Raw genomic sequence first — 26,511 nt, 5'->3', positions numbered from 1 at the left:
TTGTGGCACTAGCGACCGTTCCGGGCTTGGCGACCCCCCGCGTGGGTCATGCTCGTACTGCCCAGCGCTACGCAGAGTAGGGCAACTGTCGCATTCCGTACAGACATTGACGTAAGGGAGCGGACCCGTGAGAACAGAACCGGCCACCTACGAGCCCGGCACCGTGCTCTACGACACCGCCGCCGCCAAGATCGGTGAGTACCGGGGCCGCAGCGGGGCCCGCGTGATGCTCCGCCCCCTCGGCGGCGGCCGGGAGTGGGAGGCGGAGCCGGCCGCGCTGCGCCCGGCCACCGACCGCGAGCGCCTCGGGGCGAGCCTGCGGGCCGCGAACGACCGCACCCTCGCCACGCCCCCGGCCCCCGGTGAGCTGGAGCGGCCGCCCCTGCCGGTGCCCGGCTGCGAGGCGTGCGCCTGGCTGTCCGGCCGGCGCGAGGCCGCACGCACGGCGTTCGACCACAGCGCGGTGACGGACGCGAACGTCCTGCTGCGCGAGCACCAGCGCAAGGAGCACGAGGCATGACGTACGACGGCGGACTGCCCTACGAGGAGTGCAGGCGGGCCCAGCGGCTCGCGCCGCGACGGGACCGGGCTCCCCTCTCCCCCGGTTTCGCGGTGCCGCCGTTCCACCCGGCCCGCCCGCCGGGGCCCGCGCCGCGGCACAAGGCCCGGCACCGGCGGCGCACCCGGCTGGACGGCGCCACCGTCAGCGGCCTGCTCACCGTCCTGTGCGTCGCGACGTTGCTGGTGACGATCACCTTCGCGGTGTGACGCCGCCCGCGAGGGCTACGCTTCCGCCATGGCGAAGAAGCTCGTGATCAAGGTGACGGCCGGGGCCGATGCGGCCGAGCGGTGTTCTCAGGCGTTCACGGTGGCGGCGGTGGCCGTGGCCAGTGGGGTCGAGGTGTCGCTGTGGCTGACCGGCGAGTCCTCCTGGTTCGCCCTGCCGGGCCGCGCGGCGGAGTTCGAGCTGCCGCACGCCGCGCCGCTGCCCGATCTGCTCGACTCCCTGCTGGCGGGCGGCCGGGTGACCCTGTGCACCCAGTGCGCAGCCCGGCGCGACATCACCGAGAAGGACGTCCTCGAGGGCGTCCGGATCGCCGGCGCCCAGGTCTTCGTGCAGGAGGCGCTCGCCGACGACACGCAGGCGCTCGTCTACTGAGGAATCTCCGTCCACAGGCAGAACGGGTGGCCCGAGGGGTCGAGCAGCACCCGTACGTCGTCCTGCGGCTGCTCCTCGGCGAGCCGGGCGCCCTCCGAGACGGCCCGCGCGGTCTCGGCCGCCAGGTCGTCGACCTGGACGTCGAGGTGCAGCATCATCTGCTGGTCGCCCGGATGCCTGGTCGGCCAGACCGGCGGCACGTAGGCGGGCTCCGTCTCGAAGGCCAGGGCCGGGCCGTCGGTGCCGGGCGGCGGGCCGATGAGCACCCAGTGGGGTTCCTCCGCGCGCACCTCGTAGCCCAGCAGCCGCCGGTAGAACCCGGCGAGTTCGTGGGCGTCGTGGGCGTCGAGGACGACCGTGGACAGGCGTGCGCGCGGCATACCCGTTTTCCTACCGCCGCGGCCCCTTGCCGTCCAGCTCGTCCCACCACTCGTCGGACTTCGGGTCGCCCGAGGGGTCGTCCCACCAGCGGTCGTCGGGGCCTCTGCGGTTGGCGACCACCGCGGCCAGCGGCGGGATGACCATGGCCACCACGCACATGCCCACGGCCGCCGGGACGGACCAGATGCGGACGACTCCCCAGGCCAGGACGAACAGCGCGATGCAGGTCCCCATCATCACGAAGTAGACGTGCCGCCTCCGTGCGTACATGCGTCCAGGGTAGGTCCGGGGCCACCGGATCCACACACACCGAAGGGGCCGCACCCCAGGTGTCCAACCCGGTGGGTGCGGCCCCTCGGCCGTCAGATGGTGCGAGCGCCGTCAGACGGCGATCGCGACCTCCGCAAGACCGCCCTGCTGGGCGACGACCGTGCGGTCGGCGCTGGCGCCCGGGACGAGCGCCCGTACGGTCCAGGTGCCCTCGGCCGCGTAGAAGCGGAACTGGCCCGTCGCGGAGGTGGGGACCTCCGCCGTGAACTCGCCGGTGGAGTCCAGCAGCCGGACGTAGCCCGTCACCGGCTCGCCGTCGCGGGTCACCTGACCCTGGATGGTGGTCTCACCGGGCTTGATCGTCGAGGCGTCGGGGCCGCCGGCCTTCGCTCCGCACATGTCGTTCTCCTGAGGGGTTGAGGGGGCGGACTTACTTGTTGGCGCCGAGCTCGATCGGCACGCCGACCAGGGAGCCGTACTCGGTCCAGGAGCCGTCGTAGTTCTTGACGTTCTCCACGCCGAGCAGCTCGTGCAGCACGAACCAGGTCAGGGCCGAGCGCTCACCGATGCGGCAGTAGGCGATGGTGTCCTTCGCCAGGTCGACCTGCTCGTCGGTGTAGAGCTGCTTGAGCTCCTCGTCCGACTTGAAGGTGCCGTCGTCGTTGGCGTTCTTCGACCACGGGATGTTGCGGGCGGACGGGACGTGGCCCGGACGCTGCGACTGCTCCTGCGGCAGGTGGGCCGGGGCGAGCAGCTTGCCGGAGAACTCGTCGGGCGAGCGGACGTCGACCAGGTTCTGCGCGCCGATCGCCTTGACGACGTCGTCGCGGAAGGCGCGGATCGAGGTGTCCTGCGGCTTGGCCTTGTACTCGGTCGCCGGGCGCTCGGGCACGTCGGTGCCGTCGACCAGCTCGCGGGCGTCCAGCTCCCACTTCTTGCGGCCGCCGTCGAGGAGCTTGACGTTCTCGTGGCCGTAGAGCTTGAAGTACCAGTAGGCGTAGGACGCGAACCAGTTGTTGTTGCCGCCGTAGAGGACCACGGTGTGGTCGTTGGAGATGCCCTTCTTCGACAGGAGCTTCTCGAAGCCCTCCTGGTCGACGAAGTCACGGCGGACGGGGTCCTGGAGGTCCTGCGTCCAGTCGATCCGGATCGCGTTCTTGATGTGGTTCTTGTCGTACGCGGACGTGTCCTCGTCCACCTCGACGATCGCGATGGTCGGGTCGTCCACGTGGTCCTGCAGCCAGTCGGCGTCGACCAGGACGTCGCTGCGGCTCATGCTTTCTCCTCCGGGGCAGTTGCGGCGGGGCGTGCGGGTGCGAGGGTGTGCGCGCTCATGCCGGGACGGCGCGCGGGTGCCCTGAGCAGGGCGGTGAGGGGGATCGGACGGCGGCGTCGCCGTCCGCTCAGAAGGTGCGACAGAGCATGGCGGCAACGCGGCACAGGTCCACTGCCCGCCGCTTCGTGAGATCCGCCTGTCGCTTCATAGGACCCGATCGTAGGGACGGATACCGGGCCATGTCACCGGCATGTCGCATGATGAGACGCGATCGTCCGCACTGTGGGATCGAAGGGCCGTCCGGCGGGGCGCGAGGGAGGCGTCCTGCGTCTCGCGCGTCACCGCATCTGAGGGACGGACGCCGGTGTCTCGCCTGTCGGACGCCGGCCCGTCCAAGGCCGGATCGGAGGCCCGGAGGGGCGCCGCCCGTCGTCCTACCCGGCCAGCTTGACGTCCGAACCCTTCACCGTGATCTCTACACCGTTCTTCGCCGCCTCGACCTTGTCCAGCTCGATCCCGCCGGGCAGCTCGTCGATGGTCTGCTGGAAGTCGGTGATGGCCCGGATCCGGGACTCGGCGAACTGCTTGCCGCCGATCGTCGGCAGACCGTCGGCGACGACCTCGACGTCGTTGTCCTTGACCGTGACCGAGCTGAGGACGTCCACCGGCTCGGGCAGCTCGACGCCGAGCACCGTGGCCTGGAGCGACACCTTGATCTTGCCGTTGCCGCCGTCGGAGAGGCCGACGACCTTTGCGGTGATGCCGGGCCCGACGTCCGTCGGCTCGGACTTGGCGGCCTTCATCAGCTCGTCGTAACCGATCGTCGCGGTGCCGGTGGCCGTGGCCGCGGTGGCCGAGCTGAAGTCGCCGGAGAACTCGACGCCCCTCATGTCCGCCCGCAGGTCGTCGATGCGGATCTTCTCTCCGCCGTCGCCGGTGGAGGCCTCGTAGTCGTGGATGCCGACCTCGACCTCACGCAGCTCACCGCCGGCGAGCTGCGTGAGGAAGGGGAAGCCCTTGATGGACACGTCGGGCGTCGAGGCCAGGTTCTCGGTGGTGCGCAGCTTGTCCGCCGCCTCGCCCTCCGCGAAGTTGACCGCGACCCGGTCGGCGATCACGAAGAGCCCGCCCAGGATCACGACGACGACCAACAGTATTCGCAGTGCGCGCATGCGAGCGTTCCCCACCAGTAGGCGTCAACGACAGCGGTCCCCCGACGACCGGCGGCCGTCCTGCGCGAGCGTAACGCGCGGGATGACGGCCGCCGGATTTTTGTCGATCACCTGTGACAGGCGGGACGCGTGCGCCCCGGGGACCGGCTAGCCGAACGCCCGGCCGAGCACGTACACGGCCGGGGCCGCGGCGGCCAGCGGCAGGGCCACGCCCGCCGTGAAGTGCACGAACCGGGAGGGGTAGTCGTAGGCCGCGACCCGGTGCCCGATCAGCGCGCACACCGCGGCGCCCGCGCCGAGCAGCGCACCCTGCGTGCCGAGATCCGTCATCGCGCCGGCCGCGGCCCCGGCACCCGCCGCCGCGAGCAGCGCGACGACCACCGAGGCGGGCGTCGGCAGCGGCAGCGCGCGGACCACGACGGCCACGGCCACGGCGACCGCGCCCACCGTCACCGCGTCCGCGTCGGCCACGAGATAGCCGCCCGCAAGGACGGCCAGGGCCGCCGCGGCGACGGTCGCCATCAGGCCGTACATCCGCTCGTCCGGGTCGGCGTGCGACCGCAGCTGCACCACGAGGGACAGCAGCACCCACACGCCGAGCGTGCCGAGCAGCGCCGCCGGGGAACGGTCCGAGGCGAGCATCGCCGCGTCCGCGGCCAGCGCGCCCGCGAAGCCCAGCGCGATGCCCTGCCGGGCGGGCCACATGCCGTTCAGGCGGAACCAGCCGGCCGCGGTGACGGCCTGGAGGACGACCAGCGGGACGAGCAGCGCGTACGTGCCGACCGCCGCCGCACCGGCCAGCAGCAGCCCGAGCAGCGCCGTGAGCGCGGCCGGCTGCATCCCGGGGTCGATGATCGGCGACCGCCCCTCGGCGCGGGCCCGCTGCGCGTCGGTGATCCGCGCGTTGCCCGCGAGGGTGGCCGGGCCGTACTCGGGCGCGTCGGTGCCCGCGGGGGCCGGGGACTCGGCTGCGGTCGGGGCCGCGGGCGGCTCGGGCGCGTGGGGCTGCGGCTGCGACGCGTGCGGCTGGGACTGCTGCGCCTGGTACGGCTGCGGCTGCGCCGGGTACGGCTGCGGCTGGTACTGCTGCTGGTACTGCTGCTGGTACTGCTGCGTTCCGTAGGCCTGCTCCCCGTACCCCCCGCCGTGGGCGCCGGCCCCCTGCGGCGGCAGGTAGGCCGTCTCCTCCGCCGAGACGGGCGGTTGCAGCTGGGTCTCCCAGGTCTGGCCCTGCCATTGCTGGGTGTGCTCACCCTGCTGCTGGTGCTGTCCGGGCCACGCCTGAGCGTCGTACCCGTCGTGTCCCTCGTACGGCTGATACGGCTGATACGGCTGATACGGCTGATCGGTCATCGTCACCCTCCCGCGAACGGCGGGAGCACCTCGACCGTGCCGCCGTCGGCCAGCCGTACCGTCTCGTGCCCGCGCGTGCCCACGGGGTCGCCGTCGACGAGGAACGAGCAGCGCTTCAGCACGCGCGTGAGTTCGCCGGGGTGGCTCTCGCGCACCGCGTCGAGCGCGTCGGCGAGCGTGGCCGCCTCGTACGGCTCCTCGGCCACTCCCGCCGCGGCCTTCGCGGCGGCCCAGTAGCGCACCGTGACCTTTGCCATCTGGATCCTTCGTCGCCGGTGCCGATCGGCGTCCGTGCCGTCGGCGGTGAACACCGTCAGGCTAGCTCGCGCGCGCCACGGCCCAGTCGCCGATCCTGTGCAGCAGCTCCTCGCCGGAGGCGTGCTCGGCGTGGCCCATGCCGGGCTCCACCCAGAGTTCGCCGTGGTCACCGGCCGCCTCGGCCAGCATCCGGGGGTGGTCGAGGGGGAAGTAGCCGTCCCGGTCCCCGTGCACCACGAGCAGCGGCGTCGGCGCGATCCGCCCCGCCGCCTCCACCGGCGACAGCGGCACCGGGTCCCAGTCCCGGTGATGGATACGGGTGCGCAGGCCGTAGCGGCCCACCAGGCGTCCGGCGGGGCGCATCACCAGCCAGTGCAGCCGGCGCATGGGTGCCGTGCCCCGGTAGTACCAGCGGGCGGGGGCGCTCACCGACACGACGGCGTCCGTGCCCGCCCCGGTGTCGTCGCCGTACAGCGCGGCGTGCCGCAGCACCACCGAGCCGCCCATGGAGAAGCCGACGGTCACCAGGCGCGCGTGGCCGAGACCGCGCGCCCATGCCACCGCCGCCGCCAGGTCGAGCACCTCGCGGTCGCCGACCGTCGAGCGCCCGCCGGAGGCGCCGTGGCCCCGGAAGGAGAACGTGACGACGGCACCGTGGCGCGCGAACGCCTCCGCGATGCGGCGCACGTGCGGGCGGCGGGCGTCGCCGGTGAAGCCGTGGGCGACGACGAACACCAGGTCAGGGGTGTCGGAGCGGGCCGCACCGGGCTCGTACACGGCCTCGATGCGCACCCCGTCGGAGGTGCGCAGAAAGGTCCGCGTCGGCGTGCGGGGCGGGGTCCGTCCCGATGTCCCGCCGGGTGTCCCAGCATTCGGACGAATGGTGGAACGCGCCACATGACCTGCCCGACCGTCGCTCATGTCGGCTATTCTGCTGGGCAGAGGACTCGGGCGACGTAGCCCCCGGGTCCTTTTGTGCTTTCGGGAGCGTTCACCAGCGTTCACCTCCCGGACTCGCAGCGGGCGCCACGGGCGCGGGGCCCGCACCGTACGAAGCAGTGCCGTAAACTCCCCCGCTGCCTTGAAGGCGCGGGAGGTGCCCCCATCGCAGGGACCGAGGAGGAACCAGACGTTATGGGCGAGCGAACCGTGCACGACCGCAGGACGACCCAGGCAGGTGGGGCGCGATGAGTTCTCTGCTGCTCCTGACCAACGCCCTCCAGCCGTCGACGGAGGTGCTTCCCGCCCTCGGCCTGCTGCTGCACAACGTCCGCGTGGCTCCCGCGGAGGGGCCCGCTCTCGTCGACACCCCGGGCGCGGACGTGATCCTCGTCGACGGGCGCCGTGATCTCCCCCAGGTCCGCAGTCTGTGCCAGCTGCTGCGGTCCACCGGGCTGAGCTGTCCGCTGATCCTCGTCGTCACCGAGGGCGGCCTCGCCGCCGTCACCGCCGACTGGGGGATCGACGACGTGCTGCTGGACACCGCCGGTCCGGCGGAGGTCGAGGCCCGGCTCCGGCTGTCCATGGGCCGCCAGCAGATCGTCGCCGACGACTCCCCCATGGAGATCCGCAACGGCGACCTGTCGGTGGACGAGGCGACGTACTCCGCCAAGCTCAAGGGCCGGGTCCTGGACCTGACCTTCAAGGAGTTCGAGCTGCTGAAGTACCTCGCGCAGCACCCGGGCCGGGTCTTCACCCGCGCCCAGCTGCTCCAGGAGGTGTGGGGCTACGACTACTTCGGCGGCACCCGCACCGTCGACGTGCACGTACGGCGGCTGCGCGCCAAGCTCGGCCCCGAGCACGAGTCGCTGATCGGCACCGTCCGCAACGTCGGCTACCGCTTCGTCACCCCGGAGAAACCGGAGAAGAAGGAGCGGGCCGCGGAGGAGACCGGGGCGAAGAAGGCCTCCGCGGCGACGGCGGACGCCACGGAGGAGACGCCCGCCGCGGCCGAGGCCTGAGCGTCACCGGGCGGCCCGAGGGCTGATACGCCCTGCCCGGAGCGGGTCCATCCGCGTAGACTCCGCGCGTGGCCAAGGTGACTCGGGATGATGTGGCGCGGCTGGCGGGGACTTCGACCGCCGTCGTCAGCTATGTCATCAACAACGGACCCCGGCCGGTCGCCCCGGCCACGCGCGAGCGTGTCCTCGCCGCGATCAAGGAGCTGGGGTACCGGCCCGACCGGGTCGCCCAGGCCATGGCGTCGCGGCGCACGGACCTCATAGGTCTGATCATCCCGGACGCCCGCCAGCCCTTCTTCGGGGAGATGGCGCACGCCGTGGAACAGGCGGCGTCCGAGCGCGGGAAGATGGTCCTCGTCGGCAACACCGACTACGTCGGCGAGCGCGAGGTCCACTATCTGCGCGCCTTCCTCGGTATGCGGGTCTCCGGTCTGATCCTGGTCAGCCACGCCCTGAACGACCTGGCCGCCGCCGAGATCGAGGCGTGGGACGCCCGGGTCGTGCTGCTGCACGAGCGGCCCGAGGCGATCGACGACGTCGCCGTCGTCACCGACGACCTGGGCGGCGCCCAGCTCGCCGTGCGCCATCTGCTGGAGCACGGGTACGAGTACGTCGCCTGTATGGGCGGCACCGCCGAGACGCCGTCCGTCGGCGACCCGGTCTCCGACCACGTCGAGGGCTGGCGGCGGGCGATGAAGGAGGCCGGAATCTCCACCGAGGGCCGGCTCTTCGAGGCGCCGTACAACAGGTACGACGCCTATCGCGTGGGTCTGGAGCTGCTCTCCGGCCCGCAGCGGCCGCCCGCGATCTTCTGCTCCACCGACGACCAGGCGATCGGCCTGCTGCGCGCGGCGCGCGAGCTGCGCATCGACGTCCCCGGCGAGCTGGCGGTGGCCGGCTTCGACGACATCAAGGAGGCGGACCTGGCCGATCCGCCGCTGACGACGGTCGCCTCCGACCGGTCGGCGATGGCCCGGTCCGCCGTCGACCTGGTCCTGGACGACGGGCTGCGGGTCGCGGGCTCGCGGCGGGAGCGGCTGAAGGTGTTCCCGTCGCGGCTGGTGGTACGCCGCTCCTGCGGCTGCGAGTAGCCTCCCGCCGCCGGACCGCACCGTCACGGGACCGGGCGTCTTTACATCGGGCATACGAGGTTCTGCCGGGCTTCTCAGGCGGGACTCAGGATGCTCTCATGCGCGGGCGCGAAGCTCATGAACATGACCGAGAGCCTCCGCCGCAGCGGCGAGTACGAGAACCCGTATCCGTACGCCACCCCCTACGAGGGCGCCCAGCAGCACGCCTCCTCGCCGGAGAGCCCCGCGGGCCCCGCGACCCCGGGGAGCCACACGAGCCCGGTGAATCCGGAGTGGCCGCCCCCGCCCGCGCAGCCGCCCCACCCCCCGACGGCCGCCGGCCCCGGTGAGCCCGCCCGGCCGGGCCGCACGCGGACCCGGCGCGGCCCGGTCGCCCTGCTCGCGGCCGTGGCGATCGTCGCGGCGGCCGTCGGCGGCGGCACCGCCTACGGCATCCAGGAGCTGACCGGCGGCGACACCGTCGCCTCCAGCTCGACCAGCACCACCGTGGTGCCCTCCAGCCAGAAGGGCACGGTCGCCGGCGTGGCCCAGGCGGTCAGCCCCAGCATCGTCGAGATCAACGCCACCTCGAACGCCGGCTCCTCCACCGGATCCGGTGTGATCATCACCGGTGACGGCGAGATCATCACCAACAACCACGTCGTGTCCGGCGCCTCCTCCGTCAAGGTGACGACGAGCGACGGCAAGCAGTACACCGCCGAGGTCGTCGGCACCGACAGCAAGAAGGACCTCGCGCTGATCAAGCTCCAGAACGCCTCCGGCCTCAAGACGGCCACCCTCGGCGACTCCGACGGCGTCCAGGTCGGCGCCCAGGTCGTCGCGATCGGCTCCCCGGAGGGCCTGACCGGCACCGTGACCAGCGGCATCGTCTCGGCCCTGAACCGCGACGTCACCGTCTCGACGGACGAGGGGCAGCAGCAGGAGCAGCAGCGCCAGGGCGGCCAGTGGCCGTTCGAGTTCGGCGGCCAGGAGTTCAACGGCGACACCGGCTCGTCCACGACGACGTACAAGGCGATCCAGACGGACGCCTCCCTCAACCCGGGCAACTCCGGCGGCGCGCTGATCGACATGAACGGCAACATCATCGGCATCAACTCGGCGATGTACTCGTCGACCGAGTCCTCCGCGAGCGCGGGCAGCGTGGGCCTCGGCTTCGCGATCCCGGTCAACACGGTGAAGGCCGACCTGCCCGCACTGCGAGCGGGCGCGAGCGACTGACCGGGGGCGCGGACGTGCGACGCTGAAGGCGTTGGCACAGCCCCCCGTACCCACCGCATCCGAGGATTCCGAGACCATGAGCCCCGCAGACGCCGACCGCGACCGTGACACCCAGCGCATCCTGATCGTCGACGACGAGCCGGCGGTCCGCGAGGCGCTCCAGCGCAGCCTCGCCTTCGAGGGGTACGGCACCGAGGTCGCCGTCGACGGCGCCGACGCCCTGGAGAAGGCGGCGGCGTACCGGCCCGACCTCCTCGTCCTCGACATCCAGATGCCCCGCATGGACGGCCTGACCGCCGCCCGGCGGATCCGCGGCGCGGGCGACACGACCCCGATCCTGATGCTGACGGCCCGCGACACCGTCGGCGACCGGGTGACCGGCCTGGACGCCGGCGCCGACGACTACCTGGTCAAGCCCTTCGAGCTGGACGAACTCTTCGCCCGCATCCGCGCGCTGCTGCGCCGCAGCTCCTACGCGGCGGCGGTGGAGGCGAGTGCCGCCAACGACGACCGGCTCACCTTCGGCGACCTGACGATGGACCTGACGACGCGGGAGGTCGTACGGGCCGGGCGGCCGGTGGAGCTGACCCGCACGGAGTTCACGCTCCTCGAGATGTTCATGGCGCACCCGCGCCAGGTCCTCACCCGGGAGCAGATCCTGAAGGCCGTGTGGGGCTTCGACTTCGAGCCGTCGTCCAACTCGCTCGACGTGTACGTGATGTACCTGCGCCGCAAGACCGAGGCGGGCGGCGAGCCGCGCCTCGTCCACACGGTCCGCGGCGTGGGCTACGTCCTGCGGCAGGGCGGCGCGGAGTGATCAGACGCTTCCGCGCCCTGCCGCTCCGCTCCCGCCTGGCCCTGCTGGTGGCGGCGGCGGTGGCCTTCGCGGTGGCGGCGGTCTCGGTGACGTGCTGGTTCGTGGTCCGCAACCAGCTGTACGACCAGCTCGACGACCAGCTGCGCGGTGAGCAGCCGTCCAGCCAGCTCCTGCAGAGCATGCTGGCCAACTGCGGGTCCTCCCATCCGCAGGAGCTGCCCAAGACCCCGAACGCCCCCATCGTCACGATCCTCTACTCGGACGGCTCCACCTGCGTCGATCCCGGCAGTGAGGAGATGCGGGTGCACGACGTGGACGTGGCCGTCGCCGACGGCCTGGCGAAGAACGCGCTGCACACCTCGAAGACCACCGACGGCACCACCGTCCGCGTCTACACCCGCCCGGTCCTCGACCGGCTCACCCGGCAGGTGCAGCCCGGTGTCGCCGTCTCCGTCGCCAAGCCGGTGGACGAGGTCACCCAGCCCCTGTCCTCCCTCGTCTGGGTCCTGCTCCTCGTCTCCGGCATCGGCGTCGTCGGCGCCGGAGCCGCCGGGCTCGCCGTCGCCCGGGCCGGGCTGCGTCCCGTGGACGAGCTCACCGAGGCCGTCGAGCACGTCGCCCGCACCGAGGACCTGAACGTCCGCATCCCCGTGGAGGACGCCAGCGAGGACGAGATCGCCCGCCTCTCCCGCTCCTTCAACTCGATGACCTCCTCCCTCGCCAGCTCCCGCGACCTGCAGCAGCAGCTCATCGCGGACGCGGGACACGAACTGCGCACGCCCCTCACCTCCCTGCGGACCAACATCGAGCTGCTCTCCCGCAGCGAGGAGACCGGCCGCCCGATCCCCGAGGCCGACCGCAAGGCGCTCCTCGCCTCCGTGAAGGCGCAGATGACGGAGCTGGCCGCGCTCATCGGCGACCTCCAGGAACTGTCCCGACCGGACACCGGCCAGCACGCGGGCAAGGCGCGGATCCTCGACTGGCAGGACGTCGTCGAGGCGGCCCTGCGCCGGGCCAGGCTGCGCGGCCCTGAGCTGACGATCACCGCCGACGTCCGGCCCTGGTACGTACGGGCGGAGCCCTCCGCGCTGGAGCGCGCGATGGTCAACATCCTGGACAACGCGGTGAAGTTCAGCCCCGAGGGCGGTGCGGTCGACGTCCGCCTCGCCGACGGCGTCCTCACCGTCCGTGACCACGGCCCCGGCATCCCCGCCGAGGAACTCCCGCACGTCTTCGACCGCTTCTGGCGCTCCCCGTCGGCGCGCGCGCTGCCCGGCTCGGGCCTCGGCCTGTCGATCGTGGCCCGCACGGTCCAGCAGGCGGGCGGCGAGGTGACCCTGACCCCGGCGGAGGGCGGCGGCACGACCGTCACGGTCCGGCTGCCGGGGGCGCCCGTGCCGCCCCCGGACCTGGACGCGGGGAATGGGGAGCACTGACACGGCACGAGGCCCGGACCGCGTACCGGACGGACGCGGTCCGGGCCTCGACGCGCGAGAGCCGGCAACCGGTTACTTCACGACCGTGATCCGGTCCGCCGCCGGCGGCGCGATCGGGTCCGTCGCCGACGAGTTGGCCGTCAGGTACTGCTCGAGGGCAGTCAGGTCGTCCGTGCCGACCAGCTCGTCCGTGCCCTGGCCCAGCGTGGTGAAGCCGTCGCCGCCGCCCGCGAGGAAGCTGTTCATCGCGACGCGGTAGGTGGCCGCGGGGTCGATCGGGGCGCCGTCGAGGCGGATGGTGTCGGTGACGACCCGGTCCGCGCCCGTCTTCGTCAGGTCCAGGGTGTACGTCAGACCGGACGAGACCTGGAGGACCTTCGGCGCCGCCTCGTTGCCGCCGGTCACCTGCTCCTTGAGCGCCTGGATCAGCTGGGCGCCCGTGTAGCTGCGCAGGTTCACCGTGTTGGAGAAGGGCTGGACGGTGAAGCCCTCGGCGTAGGTCACCACGCCGTCGCCCTCACCGGCCTTGGCCGCGTAGGTGAGCGGCGCCCGGATGCCGCCCGGGTTCATCAGCGCCAGGTCGGTCTCCGGGTCCAGGGACTTGCCGTAGGCCAGCTGCGCGTCGGCGATCAGGTCGCCGAGGGGGGACTCGGTGCCGGTGTTGCCGATGTCGCCGGAGATGTAGCCGACGGGGCGGTTGCCGATCGGGGCGGCCAGGGTGTTCCACCGGTCGATCAGGCGGGTCATGTCCGGTGCCTTCGTGACGTCCCGCGTCACCACGTGGTTCGCCGACTTCACGGCCGTACGGGCGATGTCGCCCGTCGCGCGGTCGTACGTCAGCGTCGTGTCCGTGTAGAGGCGGCCGAATGACGCGGCCGAGGTGACCATGCGGGGGTTGCCCGCCGGGTCGGGGATCGTGCAGACGTACGCGTTGTGGGTGTGGCCGGTGACCAGTGCGTCGACGTCGGGCGTGATGTTCTTGGCGATGTCGACGATCGGCCCGGAGATGCCGTCGCCTGCGCCCGGGGAGTCGCAGTCGTAGTTGTAGGAGGACGACGCCGGGAAGCCGCCCTCGTGGATGAGGGCGACGATCGACTTCACGCCCTGGCGCCGCAGCTCCTTGGCGTACTTGTTGATCGTCTCGACCTCGTCCTTGAACTGCAGGCCCTTCACGCCGTCCGCCGAGACGATGTTCGGGGTGCCTTCCAGGGTCACGCCGATGAAGCCGACCTTGACGCCCTTCTGCTTCCACACCCAGTAGGGCTTCAGGATGGGCTTCCTGGTCTTCTCGTCCAGGACGTTGGCCGCCAGGTACGGGAAGTCGGCGCCCTCGAACTCCTGGTCCGTGGGGCAGCCGTCGGTGGGGTGGCAGCCGCCGTTCTGCAGGCGGGCCAGCTCCCGGGCTCCCTCGTCGAACTCGTGGTTGCCGACGGAGGTCACGTCGAGGTCGAGCTTGTTCAGCGCCTCGATGGTCGGCTCGTCGTGGAAGAGACCGGACAGCAGCGGGGAGGCGCCGACCATGTCGCCGCCGGCCGCGGTGATGGAGTACGGGTGGCCCTTGCGGGCCTGGCGCAGGTGGGTGGCGAGGTACTCGGCACCGCCCGCGTCGACGGTCTTCGTGGTGCCGTCCGGCTGGAGTTCGGTGACCCGGCCCGAGGAGCCGGCCGGGGGCTCCAGGTTGCCGTGCAGGTCGTTGAAGGAGAGGAGCTGGACGTCCTGGTAACGGCCCGGCCGGTGACCGTGGTGGTTCTCGCCCGCGTTCGCCGGCAGCGCCGCGGCGGCGAGCGCCCCGGCGGTGGCGACGCCGGCGGCCACCGCGAGCAGGCGGTTGGCGCGGCGTCTGCGGCGCGGTTGGTACGGCTGTGCTGTGGCTGGCATGCGCCCCCCTGTGGGTCTGCCTGCGGATCTGCCTGGTGCGGGCCGTCGAGGAGAGGGACGGCCCGTCGGCGCAGCCTAGGGTCAACGCGCGTAGCGCGACAGGGGTTTCCTGGTTACGACTGGGTTTACGTTCTCCGTCCCGTGCCGCCCTTTTGCCGGGCCCGGCCCTTACCCTCGTACGCATGACCAGCGACGACACCGTGCGGCCCGGCCGCCCCCGCTCGATCGAGACCCTCGCCGCACTCACCGCGGACCAGACGGAGGCCGTGCTGGCCCTGCTCGGCGACGCCGCCCGGAACGACGGGCAGCACGCCGTGTCCGAGCAGGGGCGCCTCCAACTGCGCGGCGGGGCGCGGGAGGGCGTCGCCCATCTGCTGCTCACCGTGGACGGTGAACTCGTCGGCTACGCCCAGCTGGAGGACACCGACCCGGTGGAGCCGCCGGCCGCCGAACTGGTCGTCCACCCCTCGTACCGGGGGCAGGGTCACGGGCGGGCGCTGGGTTCCGCGCTGCTCGCGGCCTCCGGCAAGCGGTTGCGGATCTGGGCGCACGGCGGGCACTCCGCCGCCCGGCATCTGGCCCAGGTGCTCGGGCTGACCCTCTTCCGTGAACTGCGGCAGATGCGGCGCCCGTTGGCCGGCCTGGACCTGCCGGATCCGCGGCTGCCCGAGGGCGTGACGGTGCGCACCTTCGTGCCCGGACAGGACGACGCGGCCTGGCTCGCGGTGAACGCCGCCGCCTTCGCCCACCACCCCGAGCAGGGCTCCCTCGCACAGCGGGACCTCGACGACCGCAAGGCCGAGTCCTGGTTCGATCCGGCCGGCTTCTTCCTCGCCGAACGCGGGGACGAACTGATCGGCTTCCACTGGACGAAGGTGCACGCCGAGGAACGGCTCGGCGAGGTGTACGTCCTCGGCATCCGGCCCGACACCCAGGGCGGCGGCCTCGGCAAGGCGCTGACCACCATCGGCCTGCGGCACCTGGCGGAGCAGGGGCTGCCCACGGCGATGCTGTACGTCGACGCCGACAACAAGGCCGCCGTCTCCGTCTACGAGCGGCTCGGCTTCGTCACGCACGAGACGGACCTGATGTACCGCACGGAGACCTGAGCCGCACCGTGACGCAGGGCGACGACGTGAGCGGGGGCGCGGTCCGCCGGAGGCCCCCCGCTATCCCACACGTCATGTCCTCGTAACCATCGATTCAGACAGCCTTGCGACCCTCGCCGAATGAAGCCGACCGTGCCACCAGGAGCGGAGCATTCCGTGCCTTCCGACGCGCCTGTCCTGCGCCCGGCGCGGAAGAATGGGTCCATGAGGCAGCCGAACAGCCAGGCCGAGGTCCAGCACCCGCAGCCCTCCGTGGGCTCCATCGCCGCGCACCGCCCGCACACCGTGGCGGCCACCGTCTCCGACCTGGAGCCCGACATCGACGCGGACCTGGACGGGTACGAGGAGTCGCCGGCACCCGGCACCGACGGCACCGGCACGGACGCCGCCCTGCCCCAGGGCCGCTTCCTGGACCGCGAGCGCAGCTGGCTCGCGTTCAACGAGCGCGTCCTGGAACTCGCCGAGGACCCGACCACCCCGCTCCTCGAGCGCGCCAACTTCCTCGCGATCTTCGCCAGCAACCTGGACGAGTTCTTCATGGTCCGCGTGGCCGGCCTCAAGCGCCGCATCGCGACCGGGGTGGCCACCCGCTCCGCCTCCGGGCTCCAGCCCCGCGAGGTGCTGGAGATGATCTGGGCCCGCTCCCGCGAGCTCATGGCCCGGCACGCCGCCTGCTTCCACGAGGACGTCGCCCCGGCCCTCGCCGAGGAGGGCATCCACCTGGTCCGCTGGAACGAGCTGGCGGAGAAGGAGCAGGCCCGCCTCTTCACCCTGTTCCGGCACCAGATCTTCCCGGTCCTCACCCCCCTCGCCGTCGACCCGGCACACCCCTTCCCCTACATCTCGGGTCTCTCCCTCAACCTCGCGGTCGTCGTCCGCAACCCGGTCACGGGCCACCGGCACTTCGCCCGCGTCAAGGTGCCCCCGCTGCTCTCCCGCTTCCTGGAGGCCTCCCCGGGCCGCTACGTCCCGATCGAGGACGTCATCGCGGCCCACCTGGAGGAGCTGTTCCCGGGCATGGAGGTCCTGGAGCACCACGCCTTCCGCCTCACCCGCAACGAGGACCTGGAGGTGGAGGAGGACGACGCCGAGAACCTTCTCCAGGCGCTCGAGAAGGAGCTCATGCGGCGCCGTTTCGGCCCGCCGGTCCGCCTGGAGGTGGAGGAGTCCGTCGACCGGGAGGTCCTGGACCTGCTCGTCCGCGAGCTGAAGATCGGCGAGGCGGAGGTCTACCCCCTGCCCGGCCCGCTGGACCTCACCGGTCTCTTCCGCATCCACAGCCTCGACCGTCCGGAGCTGAAGTACCCGAAGTTCGTCGCCGGCACCCACCGCGACCTCGCCGAGGTCGAGTCCGCGTCGGCGCCGGACGTCTTCGCGGCCCTGCGCAGCCGCGACGTCCTGCTCCACCACCCGTACGACTCCTTCTCCACCTCCGTGCAGGCCTTCCTGGAGCAGGCGGCGGCCGACCCGGACGTCCTCGCGATCAAGCAGACGCTGTACCGCACCTCCGGCGACTCCCCGATAGTCGACGCGCTCATCGACGCGGCCGAGTCCGGCAAGCAGGTCCTCGTGCTGGTCGAGATCAAGGCGCGCTTCGACGAGTCCGCCAACATCAAGTGGGCCCGCAAGCTGGAGGAGGCCGGCTGCCACGTCGTCTACGGGCTGGTCGGCCTGAAGACGCACTGCAAGCTGTCCCTGGTCGTCCGCCAGGAGGGCGACACCCTGCGCCGCTACAGCCACGTGGGCACGGGCAACTACCACCCGAAGACGGCCCGCCTCTACGAGGACCTCGGCCTGCTCACCGCGGACCCTCAGGTCGGCGCGGACCTCTCCGACCTGTTCAACCGCCTCTCCGGCTACTCCCGCCGCGAGACGTACCGCCGGCTGCTCGTCGCGCCCAAGTCCCTGCGCGACGGCCTGGTCTCCCGCATACACAAGGAGGTCCAGCACCACCGCGCCGGCCGCCACGCCTATATCCGCATCAAGGTCAACTCGATGGTCGACGAGGCCGTCATCGACGCGTGCTACCGCGCGTCCCAGGCGGGCGTCCCGGTCGACGTGTGGGTGCGCGGGATCTGCGCGCTCCGCCCGGGCGTGGCGGGCCTGTCGGAGAACATCCGGGTCCGCTCCGTCCTCGGCCGCTTCCTGGAGCACTCGCGCGTCTTCGCCTTCGGCAACGGCGGTGAGCCCGAGGTCTGGTTCGGCAGCGCCGACATGATGCACCGCAACCTGGACCGCCGGATCGAGGCGCTCGTCCGGGTCACCGACCCGGGGCACCGGGCGGCCCTGAACCGGCTCCTGGAGACCGGCATGTCGGACGGCACCGCCTCCTGGCACCTCGGACCGGACGGCGAGTGGACCCGGCACGCGACCGACGCGGACGGCCAGCCGCTGCGCAACATCCAGGAGATGCTCATAGACGCCCGGAGGCGCCGGCGTGGCACAGCAACACCTTGACCCGACGAACCGCCTGGCCGAACCGGCCGCACCGCCCGACTCGTCGGCGTCCCCCGGCCCGAAGGCACCGCCCGCCGCGGACGCCGGACCGGCCGGTCCGGTGTCCGTGGAGGCCCTCGCGAGCTACCTCCGTGCCCAGGCCACGGAGTTCCTGCGCGCCCTGCGCCTGCACCGCGAGTCGGGCGCGGGGGCCGGCCCGAACGGGGGCCCGCCCGGCCAGGGCACCGGCGACGACGGCCCCGTGGACCCGGCCCGCGCCCTGCGCCGCGCGGCCCGCCGCCTCAGCGGCACCCTGCACACCTACCAGCCGCTGCTCGACGCCGACTGGGCGGAGGGCATGCGCCCCGAGCTGGCCTGGCTCTCCGGCACGCTGGCGCAGGAGCACGCGTACGCGGCGCGCCTGGAACGCCTGCTCCAGGCGCTGCACCGGCTGTCCGGCTCCTCGGCGGTCCCGGCCCGCCGGCAGCCGGCGGCCGTGTCCGCGGGCCCCTCCGCGCTGTCCGCTCCCGCGTCGTCCTCCGGTCTCCCGGACCGCGCGAACCTCACCGTGGGCGCGGCCAAGGCGGGCGCCCTGCTCGACCGCCGGCTGACCCTGGCCCGCACCCGGGCCCACTCCGCCGCCCTGCAGGCCCTGGGCAGCAGCCGCTTCCACGCGGTCGCCGACAAGGTCGCGTTACTGGCCAGCGAGGTGCCCCTGCGGCGACCCGAGGGCACCGCCGCCGACCTCCGTCCGCTGGCCCGCGCGGCGGAGGGCCGCCTCCGCGACGCGGTGGCCGCACTGCCCCTGGTCACCGCGGGACACCCGTACAACGCCGAGGCGCTGATCCACGGCCTGTCCCCGGAGCCGGCGCCCCACCCGCAGGACGCCCCCTGGCACCAGGTACGCCTGCTGCTGCGCCTGCACCGGTACGCCCGCGAGGTCCTGGCCGGCGAGGACGGCCCGGACGGCGAGGACACCCACCTGCTCACCGCGGGCGAGGCCCTCGACCGCCATCGCGACGCCTCGGAGGCCGCCGCCGCCGCGGCCCAGGCCGCCCGCACCCCCCGTATCGCCCCGGCCACGGCCTACGCGCTCGGCGTGCTCCACGCCGACCAGCGCCACGAGGTGGAGGCGGCGCGGTACGCGTTCCGGCACGACTGGCGGCGCGGAAGCGTCCGCGAGGGGACGGCGAACCCCGCATGAGCACCCCCGGGGGCGCCACCGTGCACGCGGCCGGCTGCGTCCTGTGGCGTCGCGCCCCGGGCACCGGCGAGCCGCAGCTCTGTCTGGTCCACCGGCCGAAGTACGACGACTGGTCGCACCCCAAGGGCAAGCTGCGCCCCGGCGAGGACCCGCTCGCCGGGGCCCTGCGCGAGGTGGCCGAGGAGACCGGCTGCACCGCGGTCCCCGGCGCCGAGCTGCCCACCGTGCGCTACCCGGTGAACGGCCGCCCCAAGGAGGTCCGGTACTGGACGGCGCAGGCCGTCTCGGGCACGTTCACCCCGAACGACGAGGTGGACCGCGTCCAGTGGCTGTCGCCCCCGGCCGCCCGGGCCCGCCTCACCCACCCCCGGGACCGCGCCCTCGTCGACGCGCTGCCACCGGACCTCGGGTCCGTCTGACCCGGGACCTCGCCGTGTCCTCGACGTAAGCGTTCCGTGACCTCACCGCACCGTCCACAGGGGTTCACCCCTCGTTCATTCACGCCCATCGGCGGCTTCACCTGTTCTGCCTAATTTCGGCCGTAGACAGTCCTCGCACGCCGCCGGATTCAGGACGGCGGCTCCTGGAAGGAACTCCCTCAAGTGAAGCTTCAGCGCGTGAACCGGCGGGCCCTCGCTCTCGGTGCTCTCGCCGTCTCCGGCGCCCTGGCCCTCACGGCGTGCGGCTCCGACGACACCGGCGGAAACAGCAACGGCGGCGGTGCGTCCGCCAGCACGCAGGCCGGCAACATCAAGTGCGAGGACGCCAAGGGCCAGCTCCAGGCCTCCGGCTCCTCCGCGCAGAAGAACGCGATCGACGCCTGGGTCAAGCAGTACGTCGCGGCCTGCAAGAGCGTGCAGATCAACTACAACCCCACCGGCTCCGGCGCGGGCATCACCGCCTTCACACAGGGCCAGACCGCGTTCGCCGGTTCGGACTCCGCGCTGAAGCCCGACGAGATCGAGGCGTCGAAGAAGGTCTGCAAGGACGGCCAGGCCATCGACCTGCCGATGGTCGGCGGCCCGATCGCCGTCGGCTTCAACGTCCCCGGCGTCGACACGCTCGTCCTGGACGCCCCGACCCTCGCGAAGATCTTCGACAGCAAGATCTCCAACTGGAACGACGAGGCGATCGCCAAGCTCAACCCCGACGCCAAGCTCCCCGACCTCAAGATCCAGGCGTTCCACCGCTCGGACGAGTCCGGCACCACCGACAACTTCACCAAGTACCTGAAGGCCGCCGCGCCGAAGGACTGGTCGTACGAGCCGGGCAAGTCCTGGGAGGCCAAGGGCGGCCAGTCCGCGCAGGGCTCCTCCGGTCTGGCCGCGCAGGTGAAGCAGACGTCCGGCGCCATCTCGTACTTCGAGCTGTCGTACGCCAAGGACGGCATCAACACCGTCGACGTCAAGACCGAGGCCGCCACTCCGGTCAAGGCCACCGTCGAGAACGCCACCGCCGCCATCGGCGCGGCCAAGGTCGTCGGCACCGGCAAGGACCTCGCGCTGGAGCTGGACTACACGCCGAGCGCCGACGGTGCCTACCCGATCGTCCTCGTGACCTACGAGATCGCCTGTGACAAGGGCAACAAGGCGGAGACCCTGCCCGCCACCAAGTCCTTCCTGAACTACATCGCCTCGGAGGACGGCCAGGGCCTGCTGGCGGACGCCGGCTACGCCCCGATGCCCGCCGAGATCATCACCAAGGTCCGCGAGAACATCGCGAGCCTGAGCTGACCCGAGTGCGGTCCGGTCCCCACCGGGGCCGGGCCGCACCGTCCGGTGCACCGCCGCCAGGAGCCCCCTACGGGCTCCGACCGAGCCGTCGCCCACGACGGCTCCGCAGACCGGAGAACCCGATGGACATAACCACTGATCCTCAGAAGCCAGCAGCAGCCCCCGCACCCCACCGCCCGCCGCACCCCGAGGGCAGGCGGGCCGCACGCGGCGCCGTCCGTCCCGGTGACCGGATCTTCGTCGGGCTCTCCCGCGGATCCGGCATCCTCGTGCTGGTCATCATGGCCGCCATCGCGGCCTTCCTCACCTACCGCGCCTGGCTCGCGATCAGCGAGGACGAGGCCAACTTCTTCACCAGCTTCGACTGGAACCCGAGCGGCGTCCCGCCGCGGTTCGGCATCGCGGTCCTGGCCTTCGGCACGGTCGTGTCGTCGATCATCGCCATGGCCATCGCCGTCCCGGTCTCGGTCGGCATCGCCCTGTTCATCACGCACTACGCGCCGCGCAGGCTGGGCGGCGCCATCGCGTACGTGATCGACCTGCTCGCGGCCGTGCCCTCGATCGTCTACGGCCTGTGGGGCGCGCTCTTCCTCGTCCCGCACATGGACGGCCTCTTCGGCTGGCTGGACGAGTACCTCGGCTGGACCGGCATCTTCGAGTGGAACGGCGGAGCGCCGCGCTCGCTGCTCACCGTGGGCGTCCTGCTCGCGATCATGATCCTGCCGATCATCACCAACGTCAGCCGTGAGGTCTTCCGGCAGGTCCCGCGCATGCACGAGGAGGCCGCGCTGGCCCTCGGCGCCACGCGCTGGGAGGTCATCCGGATGTCGGTGATCCCCTTCGGCCGCTCCGGCGTCATCTCCGCCTCGATGCTCGGCCTCGGGCGCGCGCTCGGCGAGACGATGGCCGTGGCCATGGTGCTCTCGCCGACCTTCGACATCAACGCCAGCCTGCTCGACCCGGGCGGCGGCACCTTCGCCCAGAACATCGCCAGCAAGTTCAACGAGGCCACCGTGATGGGCCAGGACGCGCTGATCGCCTCCGGCCTGGTGCTCTTCGTCATCACACTGCTGGTCAACGGCGCGGCACGCATGATCATCGCCCGCCGCAAGGAGTACTCGGGGGCCAACGCATGAGCCACGCAACCCTCACCCCCAAGAGCCGCGGCTCCCTGCGCGGCGCCACCCTGCCCTTCTGGTTCCCCTGGGCGGTCGCGGCCGGCTCGGTCGCCGCCGGCCTCGGCATCAGCGCCGCGGCCGGGCTGCACAGCAGCATCCAGTGGGCCCTGATCGCCGTGGTCCTCTTCGTCGGCGGCACGTACGCCGTCTCGGCGCGCGTCGAGGGCGGCCGGCAGGCCAAGGACCGGGTCGCGACCAGCACGGTCTGGGTCGCGTTCCTGCTGGCCCTGATCCCGCTGCTCTCCCTGATCTGGGAGACGCTCAAGCGGGGCGTGCAGGTCCTCGACGGCTACTTCCTCAGCCACTCGATGGGCGTGGTCGCCGACAGCGAGCCCGGCGGCGGCATCTACCACGCCATCCTCGGCACCCTGGAGCAGGTCGGCCTCGCCACCCTGTTCTCCGTGCCGATCGGCGTGCTCACCGCGATCTACCTGGTCGAGTACGGGCGCGGCAAGCTGGCCAAGGCCGTCACCTTCTTCGTCGACGTCATGACGGGCATCCCGTCGATCGTCGCGGGCCTGTTCGTCCTCAGTCTGTGGGTGCTCATCCTCGACATGGGCCCGTCCGGCGTCGCCGGCTCGTTCGCCCTGTGCATCCTGATGATCCCCGTGGTCGTCCGCTCCACCGAGGAGATGCTCAAGCTCGTCCCGAACGAGCTGCGCGAGGCGTCACTGGCGCTCGGCGTGCCGAAGTGGCGCACGATCCTGAAGGTCGTCCTGCCGACGTCGGTCGGCGGCATCATCACCGGCGTCATGCTGGCCATCGCCCGCATCACCGGTGAGACCGCCCCCGTGCTGCTGCTGGTCTGGGGCACCGACTTCATCAACGCGAATCCGTTCAAGGACCCGCAGGAGTCGCTGCCGATGTACATCTACCTCCAGTACAGCGCGGGCTCCGACGCCGCCTACGACCGCGCCTGGGCGGCTGCCCTGACGCTCATCGCGTTCATCATGATCCTCAATCTGGTGGCCCGCGGCATCGCCCGCTGGAAGGCCCCGAAGACCGGTCGCTAAGGCCCCGGACCGAAAGAAGCAGTGATTCACATGGCCAAGCGCATCGATGTCAGCGGCCTCAACGCCTACTACGGCTCCTTCCTGGCCATCGAGGACATCTCGATGACCGTCGAGCCCCGCTCCGTGACGGCCTTCATCGGCCCCTCCGGCTGCGGCAAGTCCACCTTCCTGCGCACCCTCAACCGCATGCACGAGGTCACGCCCGGCGGCCGTGTCGACGGCAAGGTGATGCTGGACGACGAGAACCTCTACGGCGCCGGCATCGACCCGGTGGCCGTGCGGCGCGAGGTCGGCATGGTCTTCCAGCGCCCGAACCCGTTCCCGACCATGTCCGTCTACGACAACGTGGCGGCGGGCCTGCGCCTGAACGGCAAGTACAAGAAGTCCCAGCTGGACGACATCGTCGAGAAGTCCCTGCGCGGCGCCAACCTCTGGAACGAGGTCAAGGACCGCCTGAACAAGCCGGGCTCCGGCCTCTCCGGCGGCCAGCAGCAGCGTCTGTGCATCGCCCGCGCGATCGCGGTCGAGCCGAACGTCCTGCTCATGGACGAGCCCTGCTCGGCCCTGGACCCGATCTCCACCCTCGCGATCGAGGACCTGATCGGCGAGCTGAAGGAGCGCTTCACGATCGTCATCGTGACGCACAACATGCAGCAGGCGGCGCGCGTCTCGGACCGTACGGCCTTCTTCAACCTGGCGGCGGTCGGCCAGCCCGGCAAGCTGATAGAGATCGACGAGACGGAGCGCATCTTCTCCAACCCGTCGGTCCAGGCCACGGAGGACTACATCTCCGGCCGCTTCGGCTAGGCCGATTCCGATCCCCTCGCGGTGCTGCATGGCGGTGCCACCGCGAGGCGCACAAGGGCCCGCCCCCGGAATCCGGGGGCGGGCCCATTACGCATATGACGCAGCCACGGGCAGTCGCGTGCCCGTCAGGCTGACGCAGCTGCGGGCAATCCTGCCTCCCCCAGTGCCTGAACGGCCTCGGAGCTACCCCCAGGGGCGGCACGCGTGGGGTGGGCGCTGGAGTCCTCCCCTCTGGGGGAGGCACCTAGGGAGCGCCGAGCCGCGCGACCCCACCCGGGCGAGGGCGCGCTACAGCACCGCCAGATCCACCAGCCAGTAGGAACACGCGGCCACGACCGCAGCCGCGGGCATCGTGATGAACCACCCCAGGATGATGTTCTTCGCGACCCCCCACCGCACCGCGTTGACCCGCTTGGTCGCCCCCACACCCATGATCGCCGACGTGATCACATGCGTCGTCGAGATCGGCGCGTGGAACAGGAACGCCGACCCGAACATGATCGAGGCACCCGTCGTCTCCGCGGCGAACCCCTGCGGGGGATCCAGCTCGATGATCTTCCGCCCCAGCGTCCGCATGATCCGCCAGCCACCCGCGTACGTCCCGAGCGACAGCATCAGCGCGCAAGCGATCTTCACCCACACCGGAATCGGATCGCCGTAGTCCTCGACGTCGGCGATGACCAGCGCCATCACCACGATGCCCATCGTCTTCTGCGCGTCCTGCAGACCGTGGCCCAGCGCCATACCCGCCGCCGACACCGTCTGCGCGATACGGAAGCCGCGCTTGGCCTTGTGGGGGTTGGAGCGGCGGAACATCCACATGATCGCCGTCATGACGAGGTAACCGACGACCAGACCGATCACCGGCGACACGAACATCGGGATGACGATCTTGTCGACCACCCCGTGCCAGTACACCGTCGTGCTGCCCGCCAGCGCCGCGCCGACCATGCCGCCGAACAGCGCGTGCGAGGACGACGAGGGCAGGCCGAAGTACCAGGTGATGAGGTTCCAGACGATGGCACCGATCAGCGCCGCGAAGAGGATGCCCATCCCCTTCGAGCCCTCGGGCGTCTCGATCAGCCCCTCGCTGACGGTCTTGGCGACCCCGGAGCCGAGAAAGGCACCGGCGAGGTTCATCACGGCCGCCATCGCGAGCGCCGCCCGGGGCGTCAGTGCCCGCGTCGACACGGACGTCGCGATCGCGTTCGCCGAGTCGTGGAAGCCGTTGGTGTACGTGAAGAAGAGCGCGACCCCGATGGTCACGACCAGAGCGAAGGTGTCCATGAAGTGCTCAGGACTCCTTGACGGCGATGGTCTCCACCGTGTTCGCCACGTGCTCGAACGCGTCGGCAGCCTCTTCCAGCACGTCCACGATCTGCTTCAGCTTCAGCACCTCGATGGCGTCGTACTTGCCGTTGAAGAGGTGGGCCAGCAGCTTGCGGTGGATCTGGTCGGCCTGGTTCTCGAGCCGGTTGACCTCGATCCAGTACTCGGTGAGGTTGTCCATGGTCCGCAGGTTCGGCATGGCCTCGGCGGTCAGCTCGGCCGCCCGCGCCAGTACCTCGATCTGCTGCTCGACGCCCTTGGGCAGTTCCTCGACGTTGTAGAGGACGACCAGGTCGACGGCCTCCTCCATGAAGTCCATGATGTCGTCGAGGGACGACGCGAGGGAGTAGATGTCCTCACGGTCGAACGGCGTGATGAACGAGGAGTTCAGCTGGTGGAAGATCGCGTGCGTGGCGTCGTCACCCGCGTGTTCTGCGGCCCGCATACGCTCTGCGATCTCGGCCCGGGCGGAAGCGTCCGCCCCGAGCAGTTCCATCAGGAGCTTGGAGCCCGTGACAATGTTGTCCGCGGACGCGGCGAACATGTCGTAGAAGCTCGTCTCCCTGGGGGTCAGACGAAAGCGCACGTGGGGTCCTCGGGGTGCATCGGATTCGGTCAGGCTGATGCTAGGCGCATCATCCGGCCACGGCTAACGGGCCGTCCCCCAGTGTCGCCCATGAGGCACAGTGATGAGCAGGGGGGCGACGCGGGGCCGTGTTCCGCGCTGCGCCGAGGGCTCCCCTACCCCGGAAAATTCGGTACCATATACCCGCCAGGGGTATATTTCGGCACACGGTCCACCAGGAGGACGCGATGACGACCAGCGAGGCCGGCGCGGGCGCGCCCTCCGCCACCGTGGGCCCGGCGACCACGGCCGACGCGGTGGAGACGGACGGTACGGACGTCGTCACGGACCACGACCGCGGCGTGCACGGTTACCACAAGCAGAAGGACGAGCACCTCAAGCGCCTGCGCCGCATCGAGGGCCAGATCCGCGGCCTGCAGCGCATGGTCGACGAGGACGTCTACTGCATCGACATACTCACCCAGGTGTCGGCCTCCACGAAGGCCCTGCAGTCCTTCGCGCTGCAGCTCCTCGAGGAGCACCTGCGCCACTGCGTCGCCGACGCGGCCGTCAAGGGCGGCTCGGAGATCGACGCGAAGGTCGAAGAGGCGACGAAGGCCATCGGCCGCCTGCTGCGCACCTGAGCCGAAGGGCTCCGCACTACTGACCGCCGCCGGTACAGCGTTCCTCGGCCACCCGCAGCACCTTGTCGATGCTCTCCAGGCTGAGCCGCTCCCGCGCGGCGGAGGCCGCGATGATCAGCTCCCCGCAGAGCTCTATCTCGGCGAGTGCCACGTGGTCCTGAACTGCCGTACCGCCGACCGGAGCCACGCGCGTCACCTCGTCTCTGCCGTCACCGGCTTCCTA

29 protein-coding genes are annotated in these 26,511 nt (G+C 71.6%); 17 read left to right on the top strand and 12 right to left on the bottom strand.

All coding sequences use genetic code 11. The features are described 5' to 3' along the window. Positions 1-127 precede the first annotated feature (127 nt). The 3 genes from AB0E77_RS05140 to AB0E77_RS05130 are packed head-to-tail and all read left to right on the top strand — an operon-like array spanning position 128 to position 1,159. Complete coding sequence (locus tag AB0E77_RS05140; RefSeq protein ID WP_361565730.1) at positions 128-520, top strand: hypothetical protein; 393 nt, start codon at positions 128-130, stop codon at positions 518-520. Continuing rightward, entirely contained in the window at positions 517-768 is a 252-nt protein-coding gene (locus AB0E77_RS05135; RefSeq protein WP_361565727.1) for a hypothetical protein, read from the top strand. Before AB0E77_RS05140 ends, AB0E77_RS05135 begins: the two co-directional genes overlap by 4 nt. A 28-nt stretch (positions 769-796) precedes the next feature. Continuing rightward, positions 797-1,159 carry a DsrE family protein gene (locus tag AB0E77_RS05130; RefSeq protein ID WP_361565724.1) on the top strand — a complete coding sequence of 121 codons (363 nt, stop codon included), beginning with the start codon at positions 797-799 and terminating at the stop codon, positions 1,157-1,159. Here AB0E77_RS05130 and AB0E77_RS05125 read toward each other — a convergent pair. The 8 genes from AB0E77_RS05125 to AB0E77_RS05090 form a co-directional block, all read right to left on the bottom strand. Continuing rightward, on the bottom strand, positions 1,153-1,539 hold the full coding sequence (locus AB0E77_RS05125; RefSeq protein ID WP_361565722.1) for a VOC family protein: 387 nt from the start codon (positions 1,537-1,539) through the stop codon (positions 1,153-1,155). The genes AB0E77_RS05130 and AB0E77_RS05125 overlap by 7 nt on opposite strands. A 10-nt stretch (positions 1,540-1,549) precedes the next feature. Next, the gene (locus tag AB0E77_RS05120) at positions 1,550-1,810 is read right to left on the bottom strand and encodes a DUF3099 domain-containing protein (protein ID WP_361565719.1); all 261 of its coding nucleotides are present in this window, start codon (positions 1,808-1,810) and stop codon (positions 1,550-1,552) included. 111 nt (positions 1,811-1,921) lie between these two features. Continuing rightward, the gene (locus tag AB0E77_RS05115) at positions 1,922-2,209 is read right to left on the bottom strand and encodes a DUF1416 domain-containing protein (protein WP_100569102.1); all 288 of its coding nucleotides are present in this window, start codon (positions 2,207-2,209) and stop codon (positions 1,922-1,924) included. 31 nt (positions 2,210-2,240) lie between these two features. Next, a complete protein-coding gene (locus tag AB0E77_RS05110; protein WP_361565716.1) occupies positions 2,241-3,086 on the bottom strand; it encodes a sulfurtransferase in 846 nt (281 codons plus the stop codon). Positions 3,087-3,520: 434 nt separating this feature from the next. Further along, entirely contained in the window at positions 3,521-4,258 is a 738-nt protein-coding gene (locus AB0E77_RS05105) for a DUF2993 domain-containing protein (protein ID WP_361565714.1), read from the bottom strand. A gap of 147 nt (positions 4,259-4,405) precedes the next feature. After that, the gene (locus AB0E77_RS05100) at positions 4,406-5,611 is read right to left on the bottom strand and encodes a hypothetical protein (protein ID WP_361565711.1); all 1,206 of its coding nucleotides are present in this window, start codon (positions 5,609-5,611) and stop codon (positions 4,406-4,408) included. Positions 5,612-5,613: 2 nt separating this feature from the next. After that, the gene (locus AB0E77_RS05095; RefSeq protein ID WP_361565709.1) at positions 5,614-5,868 is read right to left on the bottom strand and encodes a MoaD/ThiS family protein; all 255 of its coding nucleotides are present in this window, start codon (positions 5,866-5,868) and stop codon (positions 5,614-5,616) included. Between the two features lie 61 nt (positions 5,869-5,929). Continuing rightward, positions 5,930-6,790, bottom strand: coding sequence for an alpha/beta fold hydrolase (locus AB0E77_RS05090; RefSeq protein ID WP_361565706.1), 861 nt, complete (start codon positions 6,788-6,790; stop codon positions 5,930-5,932). A 266-nt stretch (positions 6,791-7,056) separates the two neighbouring features. Between AB0E77_RS05090 and AB0E77_RS05085 the strand changes: the two genes are divergently transcribed. The 5 genes from AB0E77_RS05085 to AB0E77_RS05065 all read left to right on the top strand — a co-directional run bounded on the left by AB0E77_RS05085 (position 7,057) and on the right by AB0E77_RS05065 (position 12,392). Continuing rightward, positions 7,057-7,830 (top strand): response regulator transcription factor, encoded by a 774-nt coding sequence (locus AB0E77_RS05085; RefSeq protein ID WP_361565703.1) that lies wholly within the window; start codon positions 7,057-7,059, stop codon positions 7,828-7,830. Positions 7,831-7,922: 92 nt separating this feature from the next. Further along, entirely contained in the window at positions 7,923-8,921 is a 999-nt protein-coding gene (locus AB0E77_RS05080) for a LacI family DNA-binding transcriptional regulator (RefSeq protein WP_361566654.1), read from the top strand. Between the two features lie 123 nt (positions 8,922-9,044). After that, positions 9,045-10,139: a trypsin-like peptidase domain-containing protein gene (locus AB0E77_RS05075; RefSeq protein ID WP_361565699.1), complete on the top strand. Its 1,095-nt coding sequence runs from the start codon at positions 9,045-9,047 to the stop codon at positions 10,137-10,139. Between the two features lie 76 nt (positions 10,140-10,215). Further along, positions 10,216-10,956 (top strand): response regulator transcription factor, encoded by a 741-nt coding sequence (locus AB0E77_RS05070; RefSeq protein WP_361565697.1) that lies wholly within the window; start codon positions 10,216-10,218, stop codon positions 10,954-10,956. Beyond that, positions 10,953-12,392 (top strand): HAMP domain-containing sensor histidine kinase, encoded by a 1,440-nt coding sequence (locus AB0E77_RS05065; protein ID WP_361565694.1) that lies wholly within the window; start codon positions 10,953-10,955, stop codon positions 12,390-12,392. Before AB0E77_RS05070 ends, AB0E77_RS05065 begins: the two co-directional genes overlap by 4 nt. Positions 12,393-12,464: 72 nt before the next feature. Here the strand turns inward: AB0E77_RS05065 and AB0E77_RS05060 are convergent, their stop codons facing one another. Then, positions 12,465-14,270 (bottom strand): bifunctional metallophosphatase/5'-nucleotidase, encoded by a 1,806-nt coding sequence (locus AB0E77_RS05060; protein ID WP_361565691.1) that lies wholly within the window; start codon positions 14,268-14,270, stop codon positions 12,465-12,467. A 182-nt stretch (positions 14,271-14,452) separates the two neighbouring features. Between AB0E77_RS05060 and mshD the strand changes: the two genes are divergently transcribed. The 8 genes from mshD (at position 14,453) to pstB (ending at position 23,750) form a co-directional block, all read left to right on the top strand. Further along, complete coding sequence (mshD, locus tag AB0E77_RS05055) at positions 14,453-15,379, top strand: mycothiol synthase (RefSeq protein WP_361565689.1); 927 nt, start codon at positions 14,453-14,455, stop codon at positions 15,377-15,379. A 204-nt stretch (positions 15,380-15,583) separates the two neighbouring features. Beyond that, entirely contained in the window at positions 15,584-17,836 is a 2,253-nt protein-coding gene (locus AB0E77_RS05050; RefSeq protein WP_361565686.1) for an RNA degradosome polyphosphate kinase, read from the top strand. 100 nt (positions 17,837-17,936) lie between these two features. After that, positions 17,937-19,019, top strand: coding sequence for a CHAD domain-containing protein (locus AB0E77_RS05045; protein WP_361566652.1), 1,083 nt, complete (start codon positions 17,937-17,939; stop codon positions 19,017-19,019). Next, positions 19,016-19,438: an NUDIX hydrolase gene (locus AB0E77_RS05040; protein WP_361565684.1), complete on the top strand. Its 423-nt coding sequence runs from the start codon at positions 19,016-19,018 to the stop codon at positions 19,436-19,438. The genes AB0E77_RS05045 and AB0E77_RS05040 overlap by 4 nt, the downstream gene beginning before the upstream one ends. A gap of 183 nt (positions 19,439-19,621) precedes the next feature. After that, complete coding sequence (gene pstS / locus AB0E77_RS05035) at positions 19,622-20,752, top strand: phosphate ABC transporter substrate-binding protein PstS (RefSeq protein ID WP_361565681.1); 1,131 nt, start codon at positions 19,622-19,624, stop codon at positions 20,750-20,752. 122 nt (positions 20,753-20,874) lie between these two features. Further along, positions 20,875-21,888 (top strand): phosphate ABC transporter permease subunit PstC, encoded by a 1,014-nt coding sequence (pstC, locus tag AB0E77_RS05030; RefSeq protein ID WP_361565678.1) that lies wholly within the window; start codon positions 20,875-20,877, stop codon positions 21,886-21,888. Further along, on the top strand, positions 21,885-22,943 hold the full coding sequence (gene pstA / locus AB0E77_RS05025; RefSeq protein ID WP_361565675.1) for a phosphate ABC transporter permease PstA: 1,059 nt from the start codon (positions 21,885-21,887) through the stop codon (positions 22,941-22,943). The genes pstC and pstA overlap by 4 nt, the downstream gene beginning before the upstream one ends. A 30-nt stretch (positions 22,944-22,973) precedes the next feature. Continuing rightward, positions 22,974-23,750 (top strand): phosphate ABC transporter ATP-binding protein PstB, encoded by a 777-nt coding sequence (gene pstB, locus AB0E77_RS05020; protein WP_030191650.1) that lies wholly within the window; start codon positions 22,974-22,976, stop codon positions 23,748-23,750. A gap of 288 nt (positions 23,751-24,038) precedes the next feature. On the opposite strand, the gene pitH is transcribed toward pstB, so the two are convergent. After that, the gene (pitH, locus tag AB0E77_RS05015) at positions 24,039-25,037 is read right to left on the bottom strand and encodes a low-affinity phosphate transporter PitH (protein WP_361565672.1); all 999 of its coding nucleotides are present in this window, start codon (positions 25,035-25,037) and stop codon (positions 24,039-24,041) included. 7 nt (positions 25,038-25,044) lie between these two features. Further along, positions 25,045-25,665, bottom strand: a complete 621-nt coding sequence (locus AB0E77_RS05010) for a DUF47 family protein (RefSeq protein ID WP_009326469.1) — start codon at positions 25,663-25,665, stop codon at positions 25,045-25,047. A 227-nt stretch (positions 25,666-25,892) separates the two neighbouring features. On the opposite strand from AB0E77_RS05010, the gene AB0E77_RS05005 reads away from it, so the two are divergent. Continuing rightward, positions 25,893-26,288 carry a metal-sensitive transcriptional regulator gene (locus AB0E77_RS05005; RefSeq protein WP_361565670.1) on the top strand — a complete coding sequence of 132 codons (396 nt, stop codon included), beginning with the start codon at positions 25,893-25,895 and terminating at the stop codon, positions 26,286-26,288. 16 nt (positions 26,289-26,304) lie between these two features. On the opposite strand, the gene AB0E77_RS05000 is transcribed toward AB0E77_RS05005, so the two are convergent. Beyond that, complete coding sequence (locus AB0E77_RS05000) at positions 26,305-26,484, bottom strand: hypothetical protein (protein WP_361565667.1); 180 nt, start codon at positions 26,482-26,484, stop codon at positions 26,305-26,307. Positions 26,485-26,511 lie beyond the last annotated feature (27 nt).

It is taken from the genome of Streptomyces sp. NPDC032940 (assembly GCF_040636935.1).
GTDB lineage: Bacteria > Actinomycetota > Actinomycetes > Streptomycetales > Streptomycetaceae > Streptomyces.
The sequence above is the reverse complement of the archived record's forward strand: the minus strand, read 5'-3'. Positions and strand labels throughout refer to the sequence as shown.

Coding starts and splice junctions, on each gene's coding strand:
- AB0E77_RS05135 (WP_361565727.1), top strand. CDS start 517: ATGACGTACGACGGCGGACTGCCCTACGAGGAGTGCAGGCGGGCCCAG.
- AB0E77_RS05130 (WP_361565724.1), top strand. CDS start 797: ATGGCGAAGAAGCTCGTGATCAAGGTGACGGCCGGGGCCGATGCGGCC.
- AB0E77_RS05125 (WP_361565722.1), bottom strand. CDS start 1,539: ATGCCGCGCGCACGCCTGTCCACGGTCGTCCTCGACGCCCACGACGCC.
- AB0E77_RS05120 (WP_361565719.1), bottom strand. CDS start 1,810: ATGTACGCACGGAGGCGGCACGTCTACTTCGTGATGATGGGGACCTGC.
- AB0E77_RS05115 (WP_100569102.1), bottom strand. CDS start 2,209: ATGTGCGGAGCGAAGGCCGGCGGCCCCGACGCCTCGACGATCAAGCCC.
- AB0E77_RS05110 (WP_361565716.1), bottom strand. CDS start 3,086: ATGAGCCGCAGCGACGTCCTGGTCGACGCCGACTGGCTGCAGGACCAC.
- AB0E77_RS05105 (WP_361565714.1), bottom strand. CDS start 4,258: ATGCGCGCACTGCGAATACTGTTGGTCGTCGTCGTGATCCTGGGCGGG.
- AB0E77_RS05100 (WP_361565711.1), bottom strand. CDS start 5,611: ATGACCGATCAGCCGTATCAGCCGTATCAGCCGTATCAGCCGTACGAG.
- AB0E77_RS05095 (WP_361565709.1), bottom strand. CDS start 5,868: ATGGCAAAGGTCACGGTGCGCTACTGGGCCGCCGCGAAGGCCGCGGCG.
- AB0E77_RS05090 (WP_361565706.1), bottom strand. CDS start 6,790: ATGAGCGACGGTCGGGCAGGTCATGTGGCGCGTTCCACCATTCGTCCG.
- AB0E77_RS05085 (WP_361565703.1), top strand. CDS start 7,057: ATGAGTTCTCTGCTGCTCCTGACCAACGCCCTCCAGCCGTCGACGGAG.
- AB0E77_RS05075 (WP_361565699.1), top strand. CDS start 9,045: ATGACCGAGAGCCTCCGCCGCAGCGGCGAGTACGAGAACCCGTATCCG.
- AB0E77_RS05070 (WP_361565697.1), top strand. CDS start 10,216: ATGAGCCCCGCAGACGCCGACCGCGACCGTGACACCCAGCGCATCCTG.
- AB0E77_RS05060 (WP_361565691.1), bottom strand. CDS start 14,270: ATGCCAGCCACAGCACAGCCGTACCAACCGCGCCGCAGACGCCGCGCC.
- mshD (WP_361565689.1), top strand. CDS start 14,453: ATGACCAGCGACGACACCGTGCGGCCCGGCCGCCCCCGCTCGATCGAG.
- AB0E77_RS05050 (WP_361565686.1), top strand. CDS start 15,584: ATGAGGCAGCCGAACAGCCAGGCCGAGGTCCAGCACCCGCAGCCCTCC.
- AB0E77_RS05040 (WP_361565684.1), top strand. CDS start 19,016: ATGAGCACCCCCGGGGGCGCCACCGTGCACGCGGCCGGCTGCGTCCTG.
- pstC (WP_361565678.1), top strand. CDS start 20,875: ATGGACATAACCACTGATCCTCAGAAGCCAGCAGCAGCCCCCGCACCC.
- pstA (WP_361565675.1), top strand. CDS start 21,885: ATGAGCCACGCAACCCTCACCCCCAAGAGCCGCGGCTCCCTGCGCGGC.
- pstB (WP_030191650.1), top strand. CDS start 22,974: ATGGCCAAGCGCATCGATGTCAGCGGCCTCAACGCCTACTACGGCTCC.
- pitH (WP_361565672.1), bottom strand. CDS start 25,037: ATGGACACCTTCGCTCTGGTCGTGACCATCGGGGTCGCGCTCTTCTTC.
- AB0E77_RS05005 (WP_361565670.1), top strand. CDS start 25,893: ATGACGACCAGCGAGGCCGGCGCGGGCGCGCCCTCCGCCACCGTGGGC.